Origin of the sequence: Jannaschia marina (genome assembly GCF_013404595.1) — a bacterium.
GTDB classification, from domain to species: domain Bacteria; phylum Pseudomonadota; class Alphaproteobacteria; order Rhodobacterales; family Rhodobacteraceae; genus Jannaschia; species Jannaschia marina.
Genome location: NZ_JABVAX010000005.1, coordinates 108,877 through 131,317 on the forward strand (window position 1 = coordinate 108,877; position 22,441 = coordinate 131,317).

27 protein-coding genes are annotated in these 22,441 nt (G+C 68.7%); 11 read left to right on the forward strand and 16 right to left on the reverse strand.

Annotated features, from left to right (window positions below; translation table 11 throughout):
• The first annotated feature begins 341 nt into the window (after positions 1-341).
• From HSX43_RS10885 to HSX43_RS10900, 4 genes are read left to right on the forward strand one after another with little or no spacing between them, the layout of a single operon-like run.
• A complete protein-coding gene (locus HSX43_RS10885; protein ID WP_179380155.1) occupies positions 342-752 on the forward strand; it encodes a VOC family protein in 411 nt (136 codons plus the stop codon).
• The gene (locus tag HSX43_RS10890) at positions 749-1,705 is read left to right on the forward strand and encodes a 2-hydroxyacid dehydrogenase (protein ID WP_407929377.1); all 957 of its coding nucleotides are present in this window, start codon (positions 749-751) and stop codon (positions 1,703-1,705) included. The genes HSX43_RS10885 and HSX43_RS10890 overlap by 4 nt, the downstream gene beginning before the upstream one ends.
• A complete protein-coding gene (locus HSX43_RS10895) occupies positions 1,702-2,799 on the forward strand; it encodes a pyridoxal phosphate-dependent aminotransferase (protein WP_179380156.1) in 1,098 nt (365 codons plus the stop codon). Before HSX43_RS10890 ends, HSX43_RS10895 begins: the two co-directional genes overlap by 4 nt.
• A gap of 52 nt (positions 2,800-2,851) precedes the next feature.
• Entirely contained in the window at positions 2,852-3,097 is a 246-nt protein-coding gene (locus HSX43_RS10900) for a hypothetical protein (protein ID WP_179380157.1), read from the forward strand.
• Here HSX43_RS10900 and HSX43_RS10905 read toward each other — a convergent pair.
• Positions 3,094-3,465 carry a hypothetical protein gene (locus HSX43_RS10905; protein WP_179380158.1) on the reverse strand — a complete coding sequence of 124 codons (372 nt, stop codon included), beginning with the start codon at positions 3,463-3,465 and terminating at the stop codon, positions 3,094-3,096. The genes HSX43_RS10900 and HSX43_RS10905 overlap by 4 nt on opposite strands.
• Positions 3,466-3,581: 116 nt before the next feature.
• The gene (locus tag HSX43_RS10910) at positions 3,582-4,793 is read right to left on the reverse strand and encodes a pyridoxal-phosphate-dependent aminotransferase family protein (protein ID WP_179380159.1); all 1,212 of its coding nucleotides are present in this window, start codon (positions 4,791-4,793) and stop codon (positions 3,582-3,584) included.
• Between the two features lie 107 nt (positions 4,794-4,900).
• Here HSX43_RS10910 and ygfZ point away from each other — a divergent pair, with 107 nt between their 5' ends.
• A complete protein-coding gene (gene ygfZ, locus HSX43_RS10915; protein ID WP_179380160.1) occupies positions 4,901-5,611 on the forward strand; it encodes a CAF17-like 4Fe-4S cluster assembly/insertion protein YgfZ in 711 nt (236 codons plus the stop codon).
• A 299-nt stretch (positions 5,612-5,910) separates the two neighbouring features.
• A complete protein-coding gene (locus HSX43_RS10920; protein WP_179380161.1) occupies positions 5,911-7,761 on the forward strand; it encodes a M3 family oligoendopeptidase in 1,851 nt (616 codons plus the stop codon).
• Between the two features lie 67 nt (positions 7,762-7,828).
• Here the strand turns inward: HSX43_RS10920 and HSX43_RS10925 are convergent, their stop codons facing one another.
• Both HSX43_RS10925 and HSX43_RS10930 read right to left on the reverse strand, forming a co-directional pair.
• Positions 7,829-8,275, reverse strand: a complete 447-nt coding sequence (locus HSX43_RS10925; protein WP_235962621.1) for a GNAT family N-acetyltransferase — start codon at positions 8,273-8,275, stop codon at positions 7,829-7,831.
• Positions 8,276-8,311: 36 nt separating this feature from the next.
• A complete protein-coding gene (locus tag HSX43_RS10930; protein ID WP_208454566.1) occupies positions 8,312-9,004 on the reverse strand; it encodes an NAD(P)-dependent oxidoreductase in 693 nt (230 codons plus the stop codon).
• Between the two features lie 113 nt (positions 9,005-9,117).
• Between HSX43_RS10930 and pth the strand changes: the two genes are divergently transcribed.
• The 5 genes from pth (at position 9,118) to HSX43_RS10955 (ending at position 12,654) form a co-directional block, all read left to right on the forward strand.
• The gene (gene pth / locus HSX43_RS10935) at positions 9,118-9,807 is read left to right on the forward strand and encodes an aminoacyl-tRNA hydrolase (RefSeq protein WP_179380162.1); all 690 of its coding nucleotides are present in this window, start codon (positions 9,118-9,120) and stop codon (positions 9,805-9,807) included.
• A gap of 61 nt (positions 9,808-9,868) precedes the next feature.
• The gene (locus HSX43_RS10940; RefSeq protein WP_179380163.1) at positions 9,869-11,020 is read left to right on the forward strand and encodes a serine hydrolase domain-containing protein; all 1,152 of its coding nucleotides are present in this window, start codon (positions 9,869-9,871) and stop codon (positions 11,018-11,020) included.
• Positions 11,021-11,073: 53 nt separating this feature from the next.
• Positions 11,074-11,460 (forward strand): DUF2237 family protein, encoded by a 387-nt coding sequence (locus HSX43_RS10945; protein WP_179380164.1) that lies wholly within the window; start codon positions 11,074-11,076, stop codon positions 11,458-11,460.
• 1 nt (position 11,461) lies between these two features.
• Positions 11,462-12,058: a DUF4893 domain-containing protein gene (locus HSX43_RS10950; RefSeq protein ID WP_179380165.1), complete on the forward strand. Its 597-nt coding sequence runs from the start codon at positions 11,462-11,464 to the stop codon at positions 12,056-12,058.
• Positions 12,058-12,654: a GNAT family N-acetyltransferase gene (locus tag HSX43_RS10955; RefSeq protein WP_179380166.1), complete on the forward strand. Its 597-nt coding sequence runs from the start codon at positions 12,058-12,060 to the stop codon at positions 12,652-12,654. Before HSX43_RS10950 ends, HSX43_RS10955 begins: the two co-directional genes overlap by 1 nt.
• An 11-nt stretch (positions 12,655-12,665) precedes the next feature.
• Here HSX43_RS10955 and trpB read toward each other — a convergent pair whose 3' ends face one another.
• The 12 genes from trpB to HSX43_RS11015 all read right to left on the reverse strand — a co-directional run bounded on the left by trpB (position 12,666) and on the right by HSX43_RS11015 (position 22,426).
• A complete protein-coding gene (gene trpB / locus HSX43_RS10960; RefSeq protein WP_179380167.1) occupies positions 12,666-13,898 on the reverse strand; it encodes a tryptophan synthase subunit beta in 1,233 nt (410 codons plus the stop codon).
• A gap of 71 nt (positions 13,899-13,969) precedes the next feature.
• Positions 13,970-14,629, reverse strand: coding sequence for a phosphoribosylanthranilate isomerase (locus tag HSX43_RS10965; protein WP_179380168.1), 660 nt, complete (start codon positions 14,627-14,629; stop codon positions 13,970-13,972).
• A gap of 22 nt (positions 14,630-14,651) precedes the next feature.
• Positions 14,652-14,996, reverse strand: coding sequence for a LapA family protein (locus HSX43_RS10970; RefSeq protein WP_179380169.1), 345 nt, complete (start codon positions 14,994-14,996; stop codon positions 14,652-14,654).
• A gap of 45 nt (positions 14,997-15,041) precedes the next feature.
• On the reverse strand, positions 15,042-15,326 hold the full coding sequence (gene ihfB / locus HSX43_RS10975) for an integration host factor subunit beta (protein ID WP_179380170.1): 285 nt from the start codon (positions 15,324-15,326) through the stop codon (positions 15,042-15,044).
• A 390-nt stretch (positions 15,327-15,716) separates the two neighbouring features.
• A complete protein-coding gene (rpsA, locus tag HSX43_RS10980; RefSeq protein ID WP_179380171.1) occupies positions 15,717-17,399 on the reverse strand; it encodes a 30S ribosomal protein S1 in 1,683 nt (560 codons plus the stop codon).
• Positions 17,400-17,582: 183 nt separating this feature from the next.
• Positions 17,583-18,311: a hypothetical protein gene (locus HSX43_RS10985; RefSeq protein WP_179380172.1), complete on the reverse strand. Its 729-nt coding sequence runs from the start codon at positions 18,309-18,311 to the stop codon at positions 17,583-17,585.
• A 29-nt stretch (positions 18,312-18,340) separates the two neighbouring features.
• The gene (locus HSX43_RS10990; RefSeq protein WP_179380173.1) at positions 18,341-19,009 is read right to left on the reverse strand and encodes a dienelactone hydrolase family protein; all 669 of its coding nucleotides are present in this window, start codon (positions 19,007-19,009) and stop codon (positions 18,341-18,343) included.
• The gene (locus HSX43_RS10995; RefSeq protein ID WP_179380174.1) at positions 19,009-20,211 is read right to left on the reverse strand and encodes a DUF2130 domain-containing protein; all 1,203 of its coding nucleotides are present in this window, start codon (positions 20,209-20,211) and stop codon (positions 19,009-19,011) included. The genes HSX43_RS10990 and HSX43_RS10995 overlap by 1 nt, the downstream gene beginning before the upstream one ends.
• Before the next feature lie 48 nt (positions 20,212-20,259).
• Positions 20,260-20,889: a hypothetical protein gene (locus tag HSX43_RS11000; RefSeq protein WP_235962622.1), complete on the reverse strand. Its 630-nt coding sequence runs from the start codon at positions 20,887-20,889 to the stop codon at positions 20,260-20,262.
• A 111-nt stretch (positions 20,890-21,000) separates the two neighbouring features.
• Entirely contained in the window at positions 21,001-21,618 is a 618-nt protein-coding gene (locus tag HSX43_RS11005) for a (d)CMP kinase (RefSeq protein ID WP_179380175.1), read from the reverse strand.
• On the reverse strand, positions 21,615-22,028 hold the full coding sequence (locus HSX43_RS11010; protein WP_179380176.1) for a GFA family protein: 414 nt from the start codon (positions 22,026-22,028) through the stop codon (positions 21,615-21,617). The genes HSX43_RS11005 and HSX43_RS11010 overlap by 4 nt, the downstream gene beginning before the upstream one ends.
• A complete protein-coding gene (locus HSX43_RS11015) occupies positions 22,025-22,426 on the reverse strand; it encodes a GFA family protein (protein ID WP_235962623.1) in 402 nt (133 codons plus the stop codon). Before HSX43_RS11015 ends, HSX43_RS11010 begins: the two co-directional genes overlap by 4 nt.
• Between the last annotated feature and the right edge of the window lie 15 nt (positions 22,427-22,441).

A 22,441-nucleotide genomic window follows, 5' to 3' on the forward strand; every position in this document is an offset into this window, starting at 1 on the left:
CGGTTAACCTTAATGCTGCCATCGACCGGTTAACCTTAATGCTGCCATCGACCGGTTAACCTTAATGCTGCCATCGACCGGTTAACCTTAATGCTGCCATCGACCGGTTAACCTTAATGCTGCCATCGACCGGTTAACCTTAATGCTTTCGCCTCCCTGAAGGGAGGCGCATCCGCGCCTCTCTCGCGATACCGAAACGCATTGGCCGCCGCGTTTTCTGCGCCCGCACGGTCGCCGCCTTCCTCTGGCCCGAAATACGCATCGCGCCCTCCGCCGGACGCGAGCCCGCCGGGACGGCCGATCCCGTTTCCCTCCTGTGACACGACTGCTAGATCTGCGCCATGAGCATCTTCCACCTCGCCTTCAACGTCCGCGACCTTGATACCGCGCGCGATTTCTACGGCACGCTTCTGGGATGCACCGAGGGGCGCTCGACCGAGACCTGGGTCGATTTCGACTTCTTCGGCCATCAGATCTCGCTCCACCTCGGCGCGCCGTTCACCCACCACCCCACCGGCAAGGTCGGCGACCGGATGGTGCCGATGCCGCACTTCGGCGTTCTGCTGCCGATGGAAGAGTGGCGCGCGCTGGCCGACCGGCTGCAGGCCGCGGGAACGGCGTTCGTTCTCGCCCCCTTCGTTCGCTTCGAGGGGCAGCCCGGCGAGCAGGCGACGATGTTCCTCCTCGACCCGTTCGGCAACCCGCTCGAGTTCAAGGGCATGGCCGACCTCGCCGGAGCCTTCGCCACGTGACGCGCATCCTCTTCGCGGCCCCGGAGCGCACGCAGGCGGCCTATCGCGACCTCCTGCCCGACGCCTTGCGCGCGGTCGGCGTCACCGCGACGATCCTGCCCGGGGCTGTCGAGCACGATCCGGCCGAGATCGACTGGATCATCTATGCGCCCTCCTCCGAAATGTCCGATTTCTCCGGCTATACCCGCCTGAAGGGGGTGCTCTGCCTCTGGGCCGGGGTCGAGGGGATCGAGGGCAACCGCACGCTCGCGGCACCGCTCACGCGGATGGTCGAGCCGGGGCTCACGCATGGAATGGTGGAATGGGTCACGGGCCATGTGCTGCGCCACCACCTCGGGATCGACGCGCACCTCGCGGCGACGGCATGGGAGCCGGTCGCGCCGCCCCTCGCCCGCGACAGGCCGGTCGCGATCCTGGGGCTGGGTGAACTGGGCGGGGCCTGCGCCACCGCGCTTGCGGCCCTGGGCTTTCCCGTGACGGGATGGTCGCGCAGCCCAAAGTCTCTGCCGGGCGTCCGCTCGCTCACCGGGCGCGACGGGCTGCGGACCGCGCTCACCAAGGCGGAGATCGTCGTGCTCCTGACGCCACTGACGGCGGAGACGGAGGGCCTGATGGACGCGCGGGCGCTCGGCTGGATGCGCGACGGGGCCATTCTGTTGAACCCGGGGCGCGGGGCGCTGATCGACGATGCCGCCCTCCTCGACGCTCTGCCGCGGCTCGGCCACGCGACGCTCGACACCTTCCGGGTGGAGCCGTTGCCGCCAGATCATCCGTACTGGCACCACCCTAAGGTGACCGTCACGCCGCATATCGCCTCGACCACCCGCCCGGCCGGAGCGGCCCGCGTGGTCGCCGAGAACATCCGCCGCGGCGAGGCCGGGCTGCCGCTTCTGCATGTCGTCGACCGCAGCGCGGCGTTTGCGCGGCCCGCGCCAGGGAGGAGGATGCAATGAAACTCACGTCCCTGACCGAGAGCCTGCCCGCGACCGTCCCCTTCGTCGGCCCCGAGGCCCAGGAGCGGGCGCGGGCCGCGGCCTTCGCCGCCCGGCTCGGCGCGAACGAGAGCGTCTTCGGACCCGCGCCATCGGCGATTGCCGCGATGGAGGACGCCGCCCGTGACGCCTGGATGTACGGCGACCCGGAGTGTCACGATCTGCGCCACGCGCTTGCCGCGCACCTTGGCGTCGCGCCGGAAAACGTCGTCGTGGGCGAGGGAATCGACGGGCTGCTCGGCTATCTCGTCCGCCTGCTGGTCGAGCCGGGGCGCGCCGTCGTCACCTCCGACGGGGCCTATCCGACCTTCAATTACCACGTCGTCGGCTATGGCGGCACGCTGCACAAGGTGCCCTATGCCGGGGATCACGAGGACCCCGACGCGCTCGTCTCTCGCGCGCGGGAGGTCGGGGCGGGCCTGATCTACCTGTCGAACCCCGACAATCCGATGGGCAGCTGGCACGACGCCGCGCGCGTGCAGGAGATGATCGACGCCCTGCCCGAGGGCTGCCTGCTCTGCCTCGACGAGGCCTATGCCGATCTTGCCCCGCCCGAGGCGATCCCGCCGCTCGACGTGCGCGACCGCCGGGTGATCCGGATGCGGACCTTTTCCAAGGCGCACGGGCTGGCCGGGCTTCGCGTCGGCTATGCCTTGGGGCACGAGGATCTGATCGGGGCGTTCGACCGGGTGCGCAATCACTTCGGGCTCGGTCGCGTGGCACAGGCGGGCGCGATGGCGGCGCTCGCCGACGGCCACTGGCTGGCCGAGGTGCGGGCCCGGGTGGCGCAGTCGCGCGATGCGATCGCCGCCATCGCGCGCGAGGCCGGGCTGACGCCCCTGCCGTCCGCGACCAACTTCGTCACCGTCGATTGCGGTCGGGACGGTGACTTCGCCCGCGCCGTGCTCGGGGGCCTTCTCGACCGGGACATCTTCGTAAGGATGCCGGGCGTTGCCCCGCTCGACCGGTGCATTCGGATCGGCTGCGGCACGGCGGCCGACATGGATGCGCTGCGCGCCGCGTTGCCGGCGGCCCTGCGGGACGCGGGGGAGTGACTTCCATTGCCCGTGAACCGCGCTAAGCTGCTGTCGAAGGAGGCCGGAGCGGATGCGCGACGACGATCATTTTGACCGGGTACAGGACTACACCAACGCCTTCCTCGGCATGGTCTACCTGCTGCTTGTCTTCGTCCTCGTCCTGATCTGGGGCGTCTGGGGCTACCCGATGGCGCTGGCGCTCTGCGCGGCGCTGCATTGGGCGATCCACCGTTGGGGCCTGCGTCGCCGGGCGCGCGAGGCGGCGTGGGACGCGCGGGTCGAAGCGATCTTGCAGAAGCGGCGGGAACGCGACTAGGGCCGGGCGCTCTCGTCCCGACCGATGTTCGAAAGCGCGTGGGCGCGGGTCAGGCTCTGAAGCCGGTCGAGGGCAGCATCGTCATGGGCCACCTGTTCGGCCAGCGTGATGTCCGGCGTCGCGGGCTCCGGATCGACGACGACCTCCGCGTCGGGGGGCGGCGTTTCCGCGGCAAGGGCCGGGGCAGCATCCAGATCCCCGGGCGCGGCCTCCCCGGCCGAGACCCGGTCCGCCGCATCGAGCACGCCGGCCAGGATCGGACCCCACATCAGCCCGAGGAGCCCCGCCGCGGCGATGGTCCGCGTCGGGCCAGCGGTCAGAAGCTCCCTCAGGGTGATCCGGTCGTCCGTGGTCTGATCCGTGTCCATTCGGGGTGTCTCGTGGTTGCGGTCCGGCCGACGCGGAAGAAGCACTTCGGGCCGGCGCGAGTTCTCGCCCAGAAACCGGGCGAAACTTGGGCGCGTTAAGTTTCCTTAACGTAACCTTAAGCGGTCCCGGCCATGACCGCCGCCGCCGCATCGAGCGCCCCCGACCCGTGGGGCACGCCAAGCGCCTTGAGCCCCGCATCGATCGTCGCGAGCGTTCCGAGCATCGAATGGCCCGAGACATGGCCCATATGCCCGATCCGGAAGAAGCCGTCGCCGGCCGGATCGCCGTGCGGGGCCATGCCGAGGCCGATGCCGAGCGTCAGACCCATCTCGTCCTCGCACCAAAGCCGCAGTTTGGTGCCCGCCTCGGGCAGGCGCACGGCCGTCACCGCGTGCGAACGGATCGCCGGGTCGCGGACGTTGAGCTCCAGCCCCGCGCCGGGCGTGTCGTGATCCTCCCACCGGGCGAAGGCCGCGTGGAGCGCACGGGCGAGCGTGCCATGGCGAGCCCAAGCCGTCTCGACCCCCTCCTCGTGCACCAGCATGTCGAGCGCCTCGCGCAGCCCGTAGAGATGATGCGTCGGGCCGGTCCCCTGGAAGTAGCGGAAATAGATCTCGGGCGTCGTGCGCGGCCGCCAGTCCCAGTAGAAGGTGGCGAGGTCCGAGCGGTCCCGTGCCCGGTCGGCGCGGTCGTTGTAGAAGACGAAGGCCATGCCCGCGGGCGTCATCAGCCCCTTCTGACAGCCGGCGAAGGCCACGTCGACGCCCCAGTCGTCCATCCGCATCTCGTCGCAACCGAGGCTCGCCATGCAGTCGGCATGGAGGAGCGCCGGGTGCCCGGCGGCGTCGATCTCGGCCCGGATCGCCTTGAGGTCGGCACGCACCGACGACGACGTGTCGACGTGGACGCAGAGGACGGATTTGATCTCGTGCGCCTTGTCCTCGCGCAGGCGCTGACCGATGGCGGCCGGGTCCATCGCGGCGCGGTTGCCGAAATCCAGCATCTCCGTGCGGATCCCCATGCAGCGCGCCACCTCGGCCCAGCCGTCGGCGAAGGTGCCCGTGCGCGGCACGAGGACGAGGTCGCCGCGCGCATGGGTGTTGGCGAGCGAAGCCTCCCAGGCGGCATGGCCGTTGCCGATGTAGATCGTCGCCTGATGCTCCGTGCGGGCGACGGCCTTGAGATCGGGGATGAGCGAATGGGTCAGGTCGATCAGCGGACCGACGTAGATGTTCGGCGACGGCCGGTGCATGGCCCGCAGCACGCGGTCGGGGATGATCGAGGGGCCGGGAATGGCCAGTGTCTGGGGACCGGGGGCAAGCGACATGGGGGCTCCTCTGCGCGACAGGCAAACCGCTACGCCCCGCGCCTTGCGGGGTCAATGTGCGCGCATGGGGGCTTGGCGCAGGCCCGGGCTTGCCCCATGTGAGGGGCATGACACGGACCATCCTGCGCATCTCCGGCGACGACCGCGAAAAGTTCCTCCACGGCCTCGTCACCCGGGACGTGCCCGAGACGGGACTCGGCTATGCCGCGCTGCTCACGCCACAGGGCAAGTACCTCGCCGATTTCCTGACCTTCCGGGATGCCGAAGCGCTCTATCTCGACGTGGCCGCGGATCTCGCGCCGGGCCTCGCGCAGCGGCTCGCAATGTACCGCCTGCGCTCGAACGTCACGATCGAGGATGCCGGGATGGACGTCGCGCGCGGCACCGGCGACGCGCCGGAGGGTGCGCTACCCGATCCGCGGCCGGGCATGGGCTGGCGGCACTACGGCGCGTCCGGCGACGACGGGACGGATTGGGACGACCTGCGGGTCGAGAACATCGTGCCCGAAAGCGGCATCGAGCTTGTCCCGAACGAAAGCTACATCCTCGAGATGGGGTTCGAGCGTCTCGGCGGCGTCGACTTCCGCAAGGGCTGCTTCGTCGGGCAGGAGATCGTGGCGCGGATGAAGCACAAGACCGAGCTGCGCAAGGGGCTCGTCCGCGTCCGGGGAGCCGTCGAGACCGGGTCGGAGATCACCTCCGGCGGCCGCGCGGCAGGCACGGTCCACACCGTTTCGGGCGACCGGGCACTGGCCTACCTGCGCTTCGACCGCGCCAAGGGCATGGAGACGGCAGGCGGGCCGCTCACGCTCGACTGAGCGCCGCCGGCGCAGGCCCCTGCGACCCCGAGCCCCGTCATCCTCGGGCTCGACACGGGAGATCACCGGGTCACGCCCGGTGATGACGCAGGCCCATCTGCAGCGTCCCTCTCGGCGGTCATCCTCGGGCTCGACCCGAGGATCTCGTGCCGCAGTGGTGCCCACAAACCCGGAGATCACCGGGTCGAGCCCGGTTATGACGCGTGCGGGTTTGGGGCGACGACAAAGGCAGCCCGCGAGGGTTTGCCCTCGGGCCTCGGGACACATAGCTAGAACGGGAAACCAGACACGAGGCCCCGATGACCCGCTTTCCCGCCAGCCTGACGACCCTGAACCGCGCCCTGCCCCGCGATGCCAATGCCGCGCCCGCCGGGGGCGAACCGCTGGGCGATCTGCCGGAGTGGGACCTGTCGGATCTCTATACCGGCGAGGACGCGCCCGAGCTCGCGCGCGACATGAAGTGGCTGGAAGCCGAATGCGCCGCCTTCGCCGCCGACTACGAGGGCAAGCTGGCCGAGCTGGACGCGGCCGAAATGCTCCGCTGCATCGAGCGCAACGAGAAGATCGACGAGGTCGCGGGGCGGATCATGTCCTTCGCGGGGCTGCGCTACTACCAGATCACGACGGACGGCGGACGGGCGAAGTTCATGTCCGACTGCCAGGACCAGCTGACCACCTTCACGACGCCGCTCGTCTTCTTCTCGCTGGAGTTCAACCGCATCGACGATGACCACTACGACGCCCTGATGGCGGCGAACGCGGATCTGGCGCGCTACCGCCCGGTGCTCGACCGGATGCGGGCGATGAAACCCTACCAGCTGTCGGACGAGCTGGAGAAATACCTGCACGACACCTCCGTCGTGGGTGCCTCGGCCTGGAACAAGCTCTTCGACGAGACGATCGCGGGCCTGACCTTCCCGGTGGGCGACGAGGAGCTCGGGATCGAGGCGACGCTGAACCTGCTCACCGACCCCGACCGCGCCAGGCGCGAGGCGGGCGCGCGGGCACTGGCGGAGGTCTTCGGCAAGAACGTCCGCACCTTCGCGCGCGTTCACAACACGCTCGCCAAGGAGAAGGAAATCTCCGACCGCTGGCGCGGGCTGCCGTCGCCGCAGGCGTCGCGTCACCTCGCCAACCACGTGGAGCCAGAGGTCGTGGAGGCACTCCGCAATGCCGTCGTCGCCGCCTATCCGCGGCTGAGCCACCGTTACTACAAGCTGAAGGCCAAGTGGCTGGGCCTCGACACCCTTCAGGTCTGGGACCGGAATGCCCCCCTGCCGATGGAAGAAACCCGCCTCGTCGGCTGGGAAGAGGCCCGCAAGACCGTCATGGATGCCTATGCAGGCTTCTCGCCCGAGATGGCCGAGCTGGCCGAGCCCTTCTTCGACAAGGGCTGGATCGATGCCGAGGTGAAGCCCGGCAAGGCCCCGGGCGCGTTCGCGCATCCGACGGTGACGAGCGTGCATCCCTACGTGATGCTCAACTACCTCGGGAAGCCGCGCGACGTCATGACGCTGGCGCACGAGCTGGGCCATGGCGTGCACCAGGTGCTCGCCGCCGGTCAGGGCGAGATGCTATCGTCCACGCCGCTGACTCTGGCCGAGACGGCGAGCGTCTTCGGCGAGATGCTGACCTTCCGCGCCATGCTCGACGGCGCGAAGGACGATGCGCAGCGCAAGGTCATGCTCGCCGGCAAGGTCGAGGACATGATCAACACGGTCGTGCGCCAGATCGCCTTCTACGACTTCGAGTGCAAGCTGCACGCCGCCCGCCGCGAAGGGGAGCTGACGCCCGAGGACATCGACGCGCTCTGGATGTCGGTGCAGGCCGAGTCGCTGGGGCCGGTCTTCGAGTTCATGGAGGGCTACGAGCACTTCTGGGCCTATATCCCGCACTTCGTGCACTCGCCTTTCTACGTCTACGCCTATGCCTTCGGCGACGGGCTGGTAAATGCGCTCTACGCCGCCTACGAAGACGCGCCCGAGGGCTTCGAGGACAAGTACTTCGACATGCTTCGGGCGGGCGGGTCGAAGCACCACAAGGAGCTGCTGGCCCCCTTTGACCTGGATGCGAGCGATCCGGCGTTCTGGGACAAGGGGCTCGGGATGATCGAAGGGTTCATCGATCAGCTTGAGGCGATGGAGGGGTGACGCACGCCAGGCGCGCTTGGTTCGGCGCGCCCGCATCGCGCCTGCCCGGCACCTCGCGCGGCCGCCTTCACGGGGCGTGGTCCGGTCTCCAGACGTAGCGATTGTCCGTCCCGTCGGTCGATTGGAAAATGAAGCCCCGCGCGCGGTAGAAGTCGTTCGCGGGGCTCCCCGCGAGGGCGATCAGCTCGATCCGCAGCCCGGCCCGGCGCGCGTCCTGCTGAATCGCTTCCACCAGACGACGGCCTGTTCCGCTCCCCTGCGCCTCGGGGTGGATGTAGAGATGGTCGAGATAGAGGTGATCCGGCCTCGGTCGCAGGACGAAGAAGCCGATCAGGTCACCGTCGCGCCGCACGATCCGCGTGACCTCCGGGTCGAAGGCGGACAAGAACCGCTGTCGCGCCCGGTCCGGGTCGAAGCGGCCGATGGCCTCGAGGCTGGGGCGCATCGCGGCGATCCGAAGCCCGGCAAGCGACTCGGCGTCTTCGGGGCGGGCGAGGTGGATCTGCAGGTCCATGCGGAGGCTTTCGCATCCCGCCACTCGGTTGCCAAGTCAGCCCAGCATCTCCGCCAGCACCGCATCCGGGCCGGATTTCTCCGCCGGCTCCGGGCGCGCGATCGCCGGTGTCTCGTGGATGTGGAGGTCGCCTTCTGCGCAATCGAGCATGAAGGCCGCGAGGTCGCCCGTGCGGGTGCGGATGAGGTCTTCGGGGATGACGTCGTCGAAGACCTGGAAATCGCCCGAGGCCGCCTCGTCCAGAAGCCAGCCGGGGCGGACCGCCGTCCAGCGCAGCCAGGGCGTCGCTTGCAGGATACGCTCCATCTCGCCCATCTGCGCGAAGATCCGCGACAGGCCGAGGCGCGCGGCGGCCTCGAACCAGATGGGGCCGCGCGACATCTCCTCCACGAAACTGGCCGAGATCGTCACCAGACGGTCAGGCCCCGCGACGCGCATCGCCGCCAAGAGGTTGCGCGTCCCCTCCGTGTGCAATGGCGGCGGGGCCAACGCCTCCTTCGGGCCTGCATCGATGCCCACGGCGTTCAGGACGGCATCGACGCTGTCGAGGTCCCCTTCGAGGCCATCGCGGGTCATCAGATCGCTCTCGACCCATTCGAGGCGATCGGCCGACCGCTCCCGCCCAGTGAGACCTTGGACAGAGGCGCGGACGCGGTGGCCGCGAGCGAGCGCCCGATCGACGAGCCGGGTACCGGTGGCCCCGTCGGCCCCGTAGATGAGTACATACATGGTGGTCCCTTTCAGCCTTGCCGGCAGAACCGCCGTGCCGGTGCCCCGGTTCCGGCTCTGGCCCCCGTGCGACCTTTCGCCTAGACCGGGTGTGACTTGCAAAGGGGAGCGACATGCAACTCTGGGTTGGCCTGGGCAATCCGGGCGCGAAATACGCGGGCAACCGGCACAACATCGGCTTCATGGCGCTCGACCGCATCCTCGAGGATCAGGGGGGCGGGCCCTGGCGGTCAAAGTTCCAGGGCCAGATCGCCGAGGTGCGCTTCGGGTCCGAGAAGGTCTGGCTGCTGAAACCCGCGACCTTCATGAACCTCTCGGGACAGTCGGTGGGCGAAGCGATGCGCTTCCACAAGCTCAGCCCCGCCGACGTGACCGTTTTCCACGACGAGCTCGACCTCGCACCCGGCAAGCTGCGCCTGAAGGCGGGCGGCGGCCACGCGGGTCACAACGGGCTGCGCTCGATCCATCAGCACATCGGCCCGGACTACGCGCGCGTGCGGCTCGGCATCGGGCATCCGGGCTACAAGGACCGCGTCTCGGGCTACGTGCTGTCGGATTTCGCCAAGGCCGAAGGCGCGATGCTCGACGACCTCCTGCGCGGGATCTGCGATGGCGCGGCGAAGCTCGCCCAAGGCGACGGACCGGGGTTCACGAATGCGGTGGCGCTGCGGGTGAACCCGCCCCGGTCGTCGGGCGGCGGCTCGGCGAAGCCGGCGAAAGCGGCAGATCCGAAGCCCGAGCCGCAACCCGAGGCCGAGGAAAAGCTCTCGCCCCTGCAACGGCTTGCCGCCAGATTCAAGTGACGTAATGCCTTGCTTGCGAGCCCCGGCCCGGCATGGTGACCTGCGGGCCGGAGGATCACGCATGAAGACATGGCTCAAACGGATCGGGCTCGTGCTGTTCGCCCTCGTGCTGGCGGGGGGCGGGCTCGCCATTGTCAAACGGGAGGAGATCACGCGCCTCATCGCCGTCAACACGCTCTTCGCGCCCGAGAAGATCGTGGCGAACTTCTCGAACATGCGCGGAGCGTTCCTGTGGACGCCGCTTTCGGAGGACGCAGGCCCGCCCCTGCCGCAGGGCACCGACACGCCCCTGCCGCCCGAGGCCGACACCTGGATCGCCGAACGGCGGATCACCGGGCTCATCGTGCTGCGCGGGGGCGAGATCACGCACGAAAGCTACCACCTCGGCACCGGCCCCGACGATCTGCGGATCAGCTGGTCGGTCGCGAAGTCCTTCCTGTCGCTCCTGACGGGCATCCTCGTGGACGAGGGGCGCATCGCCCTGTCCGACCCCGTGGAGAAATATGCGCCCGAACTGGCGAGCTCGGCCTATGCCGGAGCAACCGTGCAGGACGTGCTCCAGATGGAGTCGGGCGTCGCCTTCAACGAGGATTACTTCGACCCCGATAGCGACATCAATCGCATGGGACGTGTCATCGCCCTCGGTGGCGCGCTCGACGATTTCACCGCCGCGCTCGACACCCGGGACCGGGTGCCGGGCGAGCGGATGAAATACGTCTCGATGGACACGCATGTGCTCGGGATGGTCCTGCGCGGGGCCACCGGGGCTTCGGTCCCCGACCTGATGGCCGAAAAGCTGATCGAGCCGATGGGCATCGGGCCGGCCTATTTCGTGACCGATGGGGAGGGCACGGCCTTCGTCCTCGGCGGGCTCAACATGCGCACGCGCGACTATGCGCGCATGGGCCTGATGGTTGCGCAGGGCGGACGCCTCGACGGTGAACAGATCGTCCCCGAAAACTGGGTCAACATCTCCACCGTGCCCTCGGCCAGGACGGAGGCGGGGCGGATGCGTTATGGCTACCAGTGGTGGATGCCGGCGGACGGGCGGCCGGGCGAAGTCATGGCGCAGGGTGTCTACGGCCAGTTCGTCTACATCGACCGGGCCCGCGACGTGGTGATCGCCGTCAACTCCGCCGACCGCGGCTTTCGCGAAGCGGGCGTGAGCGAGGGCAACATCGAGATGTTCCGCGCCATCGCCGCCGCGCAGTGATCGCCCCGAGCAGCCTGTATGCTATCTGATCCTCCAGAGACAGGAGAGTCCGGATGACGACACCACCCCCCGGCCAGCTCGAGGCGCTCAACGTCCTCGGCCAGCCCCTTGCCCCCTGCGGAACCGACCCGATGACGGGGTTCTTCCGCGACGGCTGCTGCAACACGGGGCCGATGGACGGCGGCGTCCACACCGTCTGCGCGGTGATGACGGCAGAGTTCCTGGCCCATTCCAAGTACCTTGGCAACGATCTCTCGACACCCCGACCGGAATACAACTTCGCCGGCCTGAACCCCGGCGACCGCTGGTGCCTCTGCGCCGCGCGCTTCCTGCAGGCGCACGAGGAAGACTGCGCGCCTCGCATCATTCTGGCCGCGACGCATCTGCGCACGCTCGATATCGTGCCGCTCGACATACTCAGACGCTACGCCGAGGACTGACATGCGGAAGACACTGGCCGCGCTTTGCCTTCTGGCCGGGCCGGCGCTGGCTCAGGCCCCCGACCTGCGCCCGCCCGACGTGCTGCGGATGCGCGCCCTAGATGCCCATCTCGGCGCAGCCCTGCGCGAGGCCATAGCCGAGGGCGACCCGCAGGCGCTTGCGGTGCTGTTCGAGGCGATGCGGGGCGCTCCGGTGGCGCTCGATGACGCCGATCCGGAGGGGGTCTGGAACTGCCGCACGATCAAGCTCGGCGGGGGCGGCGTGCCTGCGGTGGCCTACCGCAACTTCCGCTGCGAGATCCGCACGGTAACCGACGGCCGCTGGGTTTTGACCAAGCTCACGGGCTCGCAGCGCACGACCGGGACGCTCGCCGTGCGCGCCGACGGGCGCATCCAGTATACGGGCGTGGGCCACGTCGGGACCGAGCCGGCGGTGCCCTACGAGGATCTGCCGCCGAAGGACCAGACGCCGTTGGAGCCGAACCAGACCACCGCCGATGTGGGCCTCTTCGAGATGATGTCCCCGGATCGCGCACGGCTGCTGCAACCTGCGCCGATCCTCGAGTCGCGCTTCGACATCCTCTACCTGACGCGCTGATGGAGAGCGGCTTCCATCCGATCCCGCCCGGCAAGGTCGCGGCCATCGTGACACATCTGGAGATGGTCGCGCCGCCCCCCGCGCGGGACGCGACCTGGCCCGAAGGTGTAACGCTGCGGCCGGTCGAGCGACCGAACGCGGATTGGTACCGCGACCTCTTCCACCGCGTCGGCGCGCAGGACTGGCTCTGGTTCTCGCGGCTGAGGATGGATGACGCGGCCCTCGCGGCGATCCTGCACGACCCGGCTGTCGAGGTTCACGCGGTCGAACGCGCGGGACGCGCCGAGGGCCTTCTGGAGCTCGACTTCCGCGACGACGAAAGCTGCGAGCTGGCCTTCTTCGGACTGACCCCGGAGGTTCAGGGCCTGGGTCTCGGGCGCGCCATGATGGCCACGGCGATCGCGCGGGCCTTTGCCAAGCCGATCATCCGCCTGCACGTTCACACCTGCACCTTCGACAGCCCCGTCGCCCTGCCGTTCTACATCCGCTCGGGGTTCCGGCCCATCCGGCGGGAGGTGGAAGTGGTCGACGATCCGAGGCTCGACGGCACACTGCCCGAAGAGGCCGCGCCACATGTGCCGGTGATCCGAGGGTAGGCGTCGCGCCCTCAGATCACCTCACCCATCTCCCAGCCCAGGGCTCGCGCGACGGTGAAGATGTCCTTGTCGCCCCGGCCGCACATGTTCATGCAGATCAGGTGATCGCGCGGCAGGTCCGGCGCGATCTTGGCGACATGGGCCAGCGCGTGGGAGGGTTCGAGCGCGGGGATGATGCCCTCGGTCTCGCAGCAAAGCTGGAACGCCTCGAGCGCCTCCTTGTCGGTGATCGAGACGTATTTGGCCCGACCGATCTCGTGCAGCCACGAATGTTCCGGTCCGATGCCCGGATAGTCGAGCCCTGCCGAGATCGAATGGCCTTCGAGGATCTGACCGTCGTCGTCCTGCAGGAGATACGTGCGGTTGCCGTGCAGCACGCCGGGGCGCCCGCCCGTAAGCGAGGCGCAATGCTCCATCTTCGCGTTCACGCCCTTGCCGCCAGCCTCCACGCCGATGATCGCGACATCCTTGTCGTCGAGGAACGGGAAGAAGAGGCCCATCGCGTTCGACCCGCCGCCGATGGCCGCGATGATCGTATCGGGCAGCCGGCCCTCGGCGGCCTTCATCTGCTCCTTCGCCTCCTTGCCGATGATCGCCTGGAAGTCGCGGACCATGGCCGGATAGGGATGCGGCCCGGCGACCGTGCCGATGCAGTAGAACGTATCCTCCACGTTCGTGACCCAATCGCGCAGGGCGTCGTTCATCGCGTCCTTGAGCGTGCCGCGCCCGGAGGTGACGGGCACGACCTCGGCCCCGAGGAGCTTCATGCGGAAGACGTTGGGGCTCTGCCGCTCGACGTCATGCGCGCCCATGTAGACCACGCATTTCAGCCCGAACTTCGCGCAGACGGTCGCCGTCGCAACTCCGTGCTGCCCCGCCCCCGTCTCTGCGATGATGCGGGTCTTGCCCATGCGCCGGGCGAGGATGATCTGGCCGAGCACGTTGTTGATCTTGTGCGCACCTGTATGGTTCAGCTCGTCGCGCTTGAGGTAGATCTTCGCCCCGCCCAGCCGCTCGGTCAGGCGCTCGGCGAAGTAGAGCGGCGAGGGCCGGCCCACGTAATTCGCCCAGAGATCGTCCATCTCGGCCCAGAAGGTCGGATCGGTCTTGGCGTGTTCGTATTGCGCTTCCAGCTCCAGGATCAGCGGCATCAGCGTCTCGCTGACGAAGCGCCCGCCGAAATCGCCGAAGCGACCGTTCTCGTCGGGGCCGGTCATGAAGCTGTTGAGAAGGTCTTCGGGCATGGTGTCGCTCCCCTGATGTCGGTTCCGGTGTAGAACGCGGCGCGTGGGCCTGCAACGGCCCGGGGGCGGGTTCAGGCGGTCGCGGCCGCGACGAAACGCGCGATGCGGGCGGCGTCTTTCCGCCCCGGCGCGGCCTCGACCCCAGAGGAGACGTCGACCTGCCGCGCGCCGGTCAGCCGGATCGCCTCGCCGACGTTTTCCGCAGTCAGCCCACCGGCCAGCATCCAGGGCTTCGGCCAGTCCCGCCCCGCGATCAGCCGCCAGTCGAAGCCCACGCCGTTGCCGCCCGGCAGGTCCGCCCCCTCGGGTGGTTTGGCGTCGACGAGAAGCTGATCGGCGACCCCGGCGTAGGCGTCGAGGGAGGGCAGGTCGGCTTCGGTCCGGAGGCCCACGGCCTTCATCACCGGCAGCCCCGTGCGTGCCCGCACCTCGGCCACGCGCTCCGGGGTCTCGCCCCCGTGGAGTTGCACCATGTCGAGGGGCACGGTGCCCATGATGCGGTCGAGGAACGCGTCGTCCGGATCGACGAGCAGAGCCACCTTGGCAAGGCCCGGCGGCGCGCGCAGCGCGAGATCCCGCGCCGTCTCGACCGAAACGTTGCGCGGCGATCTTCCGAAGAAGACGAGCCCCATATAGGCCGCCCCGGCCTCGGCGGTCGCGGCGACATCATCGGGCGAGCAGAGCCCGCAGATCTTGACCCGGACGCCCTGGCCCGGTCGTGTCACGCGCATCATATCTGGTCTGTCCCGGTGTTCAGCCGTCGCCGACGAGAGCGAGAACCTCATCCTTTTCCGAGGTCTGGCGCTTGGCCTTCGCAAGCTCCTTCTCGAGCTTTTCCTTCTGCGCCCGCTCGGACCGGGCCTCGGCCCGATGCTTGTGCTCGCGCAGCCATTCCCAGACGAAGCCCACTAGGAGGCCGAGAGCCATCGCCATGAAGATCACGAGAAACAGAGGCATCGTCACCGACAGGTCGACGCCGAACATGCCGCTCAGGTCTTCGGGGATCAGGCGCAGGGTTACCATCGCACGGTTCGCGATGGCGAGGACCACGAGGACGAGGGCCAGCGCGCCCAGGAACAGAAGTCGGATGAAGCTCATGCCCCTGACCTAGACCCCGAGCACGGCCCTGTCCAGATCGCGCGGTCAGGCCTTGCCGTTCAACCGATCGCGCAGAAGCTTGCCCGCCTTGAAGAAGGGCACGTGCTTCTCCTCGACCTCGACCGCTTCGCCGGTACGCGGGTTGCGGCCGGTCCGCGCATCCCGCTGCTTCACGGAAAAGGCCCCGAAACCGCGCAATTCGACGCGGTTGCCGCTGGAAAGGGTCTCGATGATCTCGTCGAAGATGGTGTTCACGATCTTTTCGACATCGCGCTGGTAAAGATGCGGGTTTTCGTCCGCGATCTTCTGAATCAGCTCGGAACGTATCATGTCTTCCCTTTCCTGCCTCTGCCAGAGGGCACGTCATCTTGTGCAGGCACGGCCGGTATATCCTTATTCTGACATACAAAAAAGGGGTCGCTATCGGCGAATTCGATGGATGGGCGAAAATCTGTCGGCCCCTCTCGCGCACCGGCAAGACCCTGCCCGTCCGTCCCCGAAGATCGCCTCAGGCGAGCGGTACTCAACCTATTGACGAAGAACCATTAACGACAGCGTTCATGGGGGCGCGTCCGCCGCGTCGTCCATGGCGTGCAAAGCCATTCCAGATGCTCAAAAAATGACACCTCTGCTGTCCATGGCGGCGAACAGCCGGTTGCCAAAAGAAGAAGGGCCCCGCGCTGCGGAGCCCTTCCGATTCTTGCGGATGTGGCACGGGGCCTACTTGTCGTCGCCCTTGAGCGCCGCACCCAGGATATCGCCCAGCGAGGCACCCGAATCGGAGGAGCCGAACTGTTCCACGGCCTCTTTCTCCTCGGCGATCTCCCGTGCCTTGATCGACAGGCCCAGGCGACGGTTCTTCGAGTCGACGTTGGTGACGCGCACGTCAACCTTGTCGCCGGCCGAGAACCGCTCGGGGCGCTGATCGGCACGATCACGGGCGAGATCGGAGCGACGGATGAAGGACTTCATACCCTCGTATTCCACCTCGATGCCGCCGTCCTCGATCTTGGTCACCTCGACGGTGATGATCGAACCGCGCTTCACGCCGCCGATGGCTTCGGCATAGGGGTCACCGTCGGCCGCCTTGATCGAGAGCGAGATGCGCTCCTTGTCGGTGTCGACCTCGGAGACGACCGCCTTGACGATGTCGCCCTTGCGGTAGTCGCCGATGACGTCCTCGCCCCGGCCTTCCCAGGTCAGGTCGGAGAGGTGGACCATGCCGTCGATGTCGCCCGGAAGGCCGACGAACAGACCGAACTCGGTGATGTTCTTGACCTCGCCCTCGACCTGCGTGCCCTCGGGGTGCGTCTCGGCGAAGACTTCCCACGGGTTGCGCATGGTCTGCTTGAGGCCCAGCGACACGCGGCGCTTGGCCGTGTCGATCTCGAGCACCATGACCTCGACCTCTTGCGAGGTGGAGACGATCTTGCCCGGATGCACGTTCTTCTTGGTCCAGGACATTTCCGAGACGTGAACGAGGCCCTCGACCCCCGGCTCCAGCTCCACGAAGGCACCATAGTCGGTGATGTTCGTGACGCGACCCGTGTGGGTGCTGTCGAGCGGGTACTTGGCGATCACGGTGTCCCACGGATCGTCCTGCAGCTGCTTCATGCCGAGGCTGATGCGGTGGGTCTCCTTATTGATCTTGATGACCTGCACCTTGACCGTCTCGCCGATCGAGAGGATCTCGCGCGGGTCGTTGACGCGGCGCCAGGCCATATCGGTCACGTGCAGTAGGCCGTCGACGCCACCGAGGTCGACGAAGGCGCCGTACTCGGTGATGTTCTTGACGACGCCGTCGACGGTCTGGCCCTCGGCCAGGTTGCCGATGACCTCGGCACGCTGCTCGGCGCGGCTCTCCTCGAGAATCGCACGGCGCGAGACGACGATGTTGCCGCGGCGACGGTCCATCTTCAGGATCTGGAACGGCTGCTTGAGGCCCATCAGGGGACCGGCGTCGCGCACGGGGCGCACGTCGACCTGGGAGCCGGGCAGGAAGGCCACGGCACCGCCGAGGTCGACCGTGAAGCCGCCCTTGACGCGGCCGAAGATGGCACCCTCTACGCGCTCTTCCTTGCCGTAGGCTTCTTCCAGGCGGTCCCAGGCGGCCTCACGGCGGGCCATCTCGTGCGAGATGACGGCTTCGCCACGGGCGTTCTCGACGTTGCGGAGATAGACTTCGACTTCATCGCCGACTTCGATCTCGGCCGGCTCGCCGGGGTTCGCGAATTCCTTGAGATCGACGCGGCCTTCCATCTTGTAGCCGACGTCGATGATGGCCTGGCCGGCTTCGATCGCCAGCACCTTGCCCTTGACCACCGACCCTTCGGTCGGCGTGTCGATTTCGAGGCTTTCGTTCAGGAGGGCCTCGAACTCCTCCATGGATGCGTTTTGAGCCATGTGGCGTCTGTTTCCTTACATTTGCATTTATCTGGCCGCGCGGTTGTCTCCGCCGGTCTTTCGTGGGTCGGATAGCGCGTGGAACGCAGGCAAATGCCGCCGATCCGTCGTGCTGTCGGGTGACGCGCGCGGATATGACGGATCTGGGCCGGGTTTGCAACCGTCCGGCCCGCGCGGCCCCGGTCAGGCCAGGAACTCGGCCTCGCCCAGATAGCGCAGCGTGACGCCAGCCCCCGTCGCGTCGCAGGGCGCGCGCACCTGGCGCTCCATCGGGCGGCCGTGGGGGATGTCGACGGCAATGAACCACACCACGTTGAACGGGACCGTCGCCTGCCCATCGACCCAGGGCCCCCACTTGTCCGACCAGGACCCGGCGAACCGCTCCGCCGCGGGGGCCTCCGCTGGCAGAGTCGGGTCGGCCACCAACGCCTCGGTGAAATCGTGGTCGAACCAGAGCTGTCCCTGGCTCTCGATGAAGTCCGACAGGGCGTAGTCGTCCCGCTCCTCGTCATCGCGCGACCAATAGTCGTCGCGTTCGCCCACGAAACTGTAGAACGCGGCCGGACTTTCGGCCTGCCCGATCCACATCTGAAGGATCTGCAGGCGCGGCGGCGGCGGAACATAGGCCGCCAGGAAGGCGCGCTCCACCTCCGTGATCTGAACCGTCGAAGCCCCCGTCAGACGCCCCCAGAGCGAGCGGGGCCGGGGCCCCAGCGACAGCAGAACGCGTTCCTCCCCTGCCGACGCGAAGCGAAACGGCAGCTGTCCGAAGTCGCCCTCCAGCACGATCTCGGTCGTGCCCGGCATCACGAAGATCGCCTTCAGCTGACCCGGTTCGATCTCGAACTGCCGCTTCTCGCGCCAGATGACGCCGACGGGCCCGCCGCCCTCCAGGTCGTTTCGGACCTGCATCTTGACCGTCGGTTGGTCCGGCGGGGGCGTCACAGCAGCTTCTCGGCCAGGAAGGCCCCGGTCGCGGCAAAGCTGCGCCGGGCGGAGCTTTCGACGTAGTCGTCGGGCCGCGCGGGGTTGGTGAAAGCGTGCTCGGTTCGCCCGAAACACAGCGCCTGCCAGTCGGCGCAATGGGCCTCCAGTTCGGCGACCATCACCCCGAATTCCTCGGGCGTGGCCAGCGGATCGGCCCAGCCGTGGCACAAGAGGACGGGCGGCATCGCCTGCGTGGGCGTCGGCGGCGCGTCGAAGACGGCGTGCAACCCCACGACGGCGTCCCCCTGCCCGCTTCGCGCGAGGTCGAGAACGGCCTTCCCGCCCAGACAGAGCCCGAAGGCCCCGACCCGGCCCACGCCCCAGCCGCGCACTTCGGCCAGCGCCGCCTGGACCCGCGCCACGAAGGTCGCGCGGTCGGCCTGCACCTCGGCCATCTTGGCCGAGGCCTCCGCCGAGACATCGGTGCGCCATCCCTCGCCGTAGTAGTCGATCGCCAGCACCGCATAGCCCCGGGCCGCCCAGAGATCCGCCTGTTCCATCTCGAAATCGCGCAATCCGGCAAAGGCCGGCGCGATCAAAAGGCCGGCCCCATTGGGCACCGCGGGCATGGCGCGGTATCCGACCAGCCGCCGATCCGCCTCGTATTCATAGCGCTCGCCCATCACTCGCCCTCCAACATGTCCGGCTCGAACGCTTCGATTTCCGCGACGGCCGCTCCCGCGATGCCCTTCACGTCGCCGTACATCCCCATCATCGCGCCGATCGCCTTTTCCAGCTGTTTTTCGCGGGTCGCCCATTGGGCGGTCATCTGTTTCTTCTCCTTCAGGAGCGCCTGCTGCATCGCCTCGAAGGGTTCGACGACCGCTTCCATACGGCCGCGGAACTGCGGCCCCGTCAGGTAGTCGTAGAGCATCCCAGACTTCGTCGCCTGCCCCTCGCGCGCGCCCCGCGCCTCGGCCACGCGCAGCATCCCGTCGCGGAGCGCATGGGCGAGCGGCACGGCATAGCGCGGGGCGACGACCCAAACGCCGTCGACCATGGCGAAGGTCTCGCATCCTTCGGGCCGCACCTCCGAAACCAGGACCGCCACATCGGCCCCGGCGGCGCGCATGTCGTCGCGCAGCTTCGGGAGCCAGTCCTTCGACCAGTTGGCGGCGCGTTTCGATTCCCAGATCACAGTGCCGGCCCCCGAGAACCGCAGGAGGCAATCCGCCCCCCGCATCCCCTTCGGCACCGGCTCGACCGCGTCCGCCGGGAAGGCGCGGGCCAGTTCCGCCTCGAGCACGAGTTCCGCGGCCTCGCCCTGCCGTTGCTGGGAGCCCTGCTCGACCTTCTTCTGCAGGACCTCGATCTGGCGGCGCAGCGTCTCCATCTGCGTGTCCTTCTCGGCCAGCTTGAGCGCCTGCGCCTCCTGCGCCGCCTTCAGGCGCTCGGTGGCCAGCGCCTCGGCCTCCTGCGCAAGTTTCGCGCGGGCCGCCTCGGTCGCAGCCGCAACCTGCTTCTGGACGGTCAGATCCATTTCGCGCGCGCGCTCCTTCAACTCGGCTTCGAGTTTCAGCGCCTGGGCCTGCGCCGCCTGCGCCTCGGCGAGCTTCGCCTCCCGCGCGGTGTCCTTCTCGCGCAGCGCGGCCAGTTCGGCCTCCCGCTTCGCTCCGACCGCCTCGATCTCGGCCAGTGTCTCGGATTGTGCCGCGCGCGCCGCCTCGGCGGCCTCCGCCTCGATCCGCGCCTTCTGCGCGGCGAGGGCCTCGGCCTGCGCCGCCGCCATCTCGCGCTTCGTCTGCGCGAGCAGGGGGCCGGCCATGGCCTCGGTCAGTCTGATCTCGCCGCCGCAATCGGGGCACGGAATGGTCGCGTCGCTCATGCCGCCACGCTGCCTCGGCACGCGGGGCGCTTCAAGCAGGTTCAGGCGTCAGATGTCCTGCCCGCGGTCCTGCAGACGGTCGATGAGCTTGCGCTGCTCGCCCCGGCTGTCGCCGCGCCCGAACTGCGTCTCGCCCGAGGTGAAGAGCGTGCCGTAGGTCGTCGCCGTGTTCACCGTCTGCCCGATGCCCGAGATCAGCTGCTCGCGCCGGAGCGCCCGCAGCGGATGGATGAAGACGGCCCAGACGCGCCCCTCGGCGATGGCGTAGCGGGCGTCGAGGGCGCTGTCGAAATTGGCCTGCATCATACGGGTCAGATCCGCCTCCGACAAACCCTCCGCCGAGCGGATCGGCACCATCGCCCGCATCCGGTCGGCGCGGGCATCCGTCACGACAAGGATGGGGACGTCCTCGATCGTGAGCCGGAAGGCGGGGCCCGCGCGCTCCGTCGCGGGGTCGAGCGCGGTCAGGATGTCTTCCATCCGGTCGAGATCCATGTCGACGATTGCGGCCTCCGGCCCGGTCTCGGGTGCCGCCGATTGCCCCTGCGCCAGACCCGAGAGGCCGAGGGCCAGCATCAGCGTCGCCGCGGCGAGGACGGGCATCCGGTAGCTGCGGGTTCGGTCGCGGCGGGACGGGACATCGAAGACGCGCGCGGGCGGAACGGGACGGGCGGGCATGGGGCACCTCCGGGGCAAGACACGAGCAAACCCTAGGCAGATCGGCCCGCCCGATCCATGCACCTTTCGGTGAGCGCCACGTGTGTGCGGACGCGCCCCCGCCCCCCTGCGTCAGCGCGCGTCGAGCGCCGCCTGCACCACGGCCGCCGCCGCCTCGACCGCCGTGTCGATGTCCATCTCGGACGTGTCGATGATCTGGGCGTCCGCCGCCGGCAGAAGCGGAGCCTCGGCCCGGTTCATGTCGCGTTCGTCGCGCGCGCGTACGTCCTCGAGAACGCCGTCGCGGGTCACCGCCTCGCCCTTGGCTGTCAGCTCCAGGAACCGCCGCTCCGCCCGCACCTCCGCCGAGGCGGTGACATAGAGCTTCACGTCCGCCGCGGGGCAGATGACGGTGCAGATGTCACGCCCGTCGAGCACCGCCCCCCCGTCGCTTTGCGCAAACGTGCGCTGGAAGGCGACGAGCGCGGCGCGCACCTCGGGCAGCGTGGCGACCCGGCTCGCGGCCTGCGCGACCTCGGAGGTGCGCAGGCGGGTCTCGTCGAGGTCCTCGGGCCGCAGCGCCTCCGCCGCCTCGACCGGGTCGGCCCCCTCGGCCAGCGTCTTGGCCCCGACCGCGCGATAGAGCAGCCCCGTGTCGAGATGCTTCATCCCGAAGCGCGCGGCGACCGCCTTGCTGATCGTGCCCTTCCCCGCCGCGGCGGGCCCGTCGATCGCGACCGTGAAGTTCATGCGCGCACCTGTGTCGTCATCGTGTCGTCCGCTTTCGGCGCTTGTGGTAGGCCGTCGGCAATCACGTACCAGTCTGGCGCGTCGGCGCAATAGATATGACCGGCGAGCGTCAGACCCGTCGCCCCGTCGAGCGCGCCCGCCATGACCGAGAGGTTCACGCCCGGCCCGTCCCAGAAGAGCTGCGACCCGCAGGTGCCGCAGAACCCCCGCCGCGCCACCTCGGAGGAGCGGAACCACGTCACCTCGCCCGTGATGTCGATCGCGCCGCGCGGGGCGGAGGTGGCGGTGACGAAATTGCCGGTGGCCTTGCGGCATTGCACGCAGTGGCAGGCGATGATCGGGCGCATCTCGCCCCGGACGGTGAACCGCACCTGCCCGCAGAGGCAGCCGCCGGTGCGCAGCGTGCTCACGGGTTCACCTCCGGCCCCGATCGCTCGGCTGCGTAGCACGGCAGGCCATCCGCCGGACGGACGTAGTCACCCCGGTCCGCGTAGAAGATATGCGCATCCATCGAAAGCCCCGTCTCCCCGTCGAGGGCACCGGCCATGACATAGGCCAGCCCGTCGCCCTCCTCCCAGAAGAGGTAGCTGCCGCAGGTGCCGCAGAAGCCGCGCCGCCCGGTCTCGCTCGACCGGTACCACCGCGGCTCGCCGTTCAGCTCGATCGCGTCCCACGGCACCGGCGTCGCGGCGGCATAGCTTCCGGTCTGGCGGCGGCACTGCCCGCAATGGCAGGCGGTCACGGGGCCCATGGCAAAGCGCGTCTCGAAACGCACCGCGCCGCACAGGCAACCGCCCCGTCGTCTCATGCTTTCCATCGCCGC

Excerpts from the sequence above, each read along its gene's own strand:
- HSX43_RS10885 (WP_179380155.1), top strand. The coding sequence starts at position 342 with ATGAGCATCTTCCACCTCGCCTTCAACGTCCGCGACCTTGATACCGCG.
- HSX43_RS10895 (WP_179380156.1), top strand. The coding sequence starts at position 1,702 with ATGAAACTCACGTCCCTGACCGAGAGCCTGCCCGCGACCGTCCCCTTC.
- HSX43_RS10900 (WP_179380157.1), top strand. The coding sequence starts at position 2,852 with ATGCGCGACGACGATCATTTTGACCGGGTACAGGACTACACCAACGCC.
- HSX43_RS10905 (WP_179380158.1), bottom strand. The coding sequence starts at position 3,465 with ATGGACACGGATCAGACCACGGACGACCGGATCACCCTGAGGGAGCTT.
- HSX43_RS10910 (WP_179380159.1), bottom strand. The coding sequence starts at position 4,793 with ATGTCGCTTGCCCCCGGTCCCCAGACACTGGCCATTCCCGGCCCCTCG.
- ygfZ (WP_179380160.1), top strand. The coding sequence starts at position 4,901 with ATGACACGGACCATCCTGCGCATCTCCGGCGACGACCGCGAAAAGTTC.
- HSX43_RS10920 (WP_179380161.1), top strand. The coding sequence starts at position 5,911 with ATGACCCGCTTTCCCGCCAGCCTGACGACCCTGAACCGCGCCCTGCCC.
- HSX43_RS10925 (WP_235962621.1), bottom strand. The coding sequence starts at position 8,275 with ATGGACCTGCAGATCCACCTCGCCCGCCCCGAAGACGCCGAGTCGCTT.
- HSX43_RS10930 (WP_208454566.1), bottom strand. The coding sequence starts at position 9,004 with ATGTATGTACTCATCTACGGGGCCGACGGGGCCACCGGTACCCGGCTC.
- pth (WP_179380162.1), top strand. The coding sequence starts at position 9,118 with ATGCAACTCTGGGTTGGCCTGGGCAATCCGGGCGCGAAATACGCGGGC.
- HSX43_RS10940 (WP_179380163.1), top strand. The coding sequence starts at position 9,869 with ATGAAGACATGGCTCAAACGGATCGGGCTCGTGCTGTTCGCCCTCGTG.
- HSX43_RS10945 (WP_179380164.1), top strand. The coding sequence starts at position 11,074 with ATGACGACACCACCCCCCGGCCAGCTCGAGGCGCTCAACGTCCTCGGC.
- HSX43_RS10950 (WP_179380165.1), top strand. The coding sequence starts at position 11,462 with ATGCGGAAGACACTGGCCGCGCTTTGCCTTCTGGCCGGGCCGGCGCTG.
- HSX43_RS10955 (WP_179380166.1), top strand. The coding sequence starts at position 12,058 with ATGGAGAGCGGCTTCCATCCGATCCCGCCCGGCAAGGTCGCGGCCATC.
- trpB (WP_179380167.1), bottom strand. The coding sequence starts at position 13,898 with ATGCCCGAAGACCTTCTCAACAGCTTCATGACCGGCCCCGACGAGAAC.
- HSX43_RS10965 (WP_179380168.1), bottom strand. The coding sequence starts at position 14,629 with ATGCGCGTGACACGACCGGGCCAGGGCGTCCGGGTCAAGATCTGCGGG.
- HSX43_RS10970 (WP_179380169.1), bottom strand. The coding sequence starts at position 14,996 with ATGAGCTTCATCCGACTTCTGTTCCTGGGCGCGCTGGCCCTCGTCCTC.
- ihfB (WP_179380170.1), bottom strand. The coding sequence starts at position 15,326 with ATGATACGTTCCGAGCTGATTCAGAAGATCGCGGACGAAAACCCGCAT.
- rpsA (WP_179380171.1), bottom strand. The coding sequence starts at position 17,399 with ATGGCTCAAAACGCATCCATGGAGGAGTTCGAGGCCCTCCTGAACGAA.
- HSX43_RS10985 (WP_179380172.1), bottom strand. The coding sequence starts at position 18,311 with ATGCAGGTCCGAAACGACCTGGAGGGCGGCGGGCCCGTCGGCGTCATC.
- HSX43_RS10990 (WP_179380173.1), bottom strand. The coding sequence starts at position 19,009 with ATGGGCGAGCGCTATGAATACGAGGCGGATCGGCGGCTGGTCGGATAC.
- HSX43_RS10995 (WP_179380174.1), bottom strand. The coding sequence starts at position 20,211 with ATGAGCGACGCGACCATTCCGTGCCCCGATTGCGGCGGCGAGATCAGA.
- HSX43_RS11000 (WP_235962622.1), bottom strand. The coding sequence starts at position 20,889 with ATGCCCGCCCGTCCCGTTCCGCCCGCGCGCGTCTTCGATGTCCCGTCC.
- HSX43_RS11005 (WP_179380175.1), bottom strand. The coding sequence starts at position 21,618 with ATGAACTTCACGGTCGCGATCGACGGGCCCGCCGCGGCGGGGAAGGGC.
- HSX43_RS11015 (WP_235962623.1), bottom strand. The coding sequence starts at position 22,426 with ATGAGACGACGGGGCGGTTGCCTGTGCGGCGCGGTGCGTTTCGAGACG.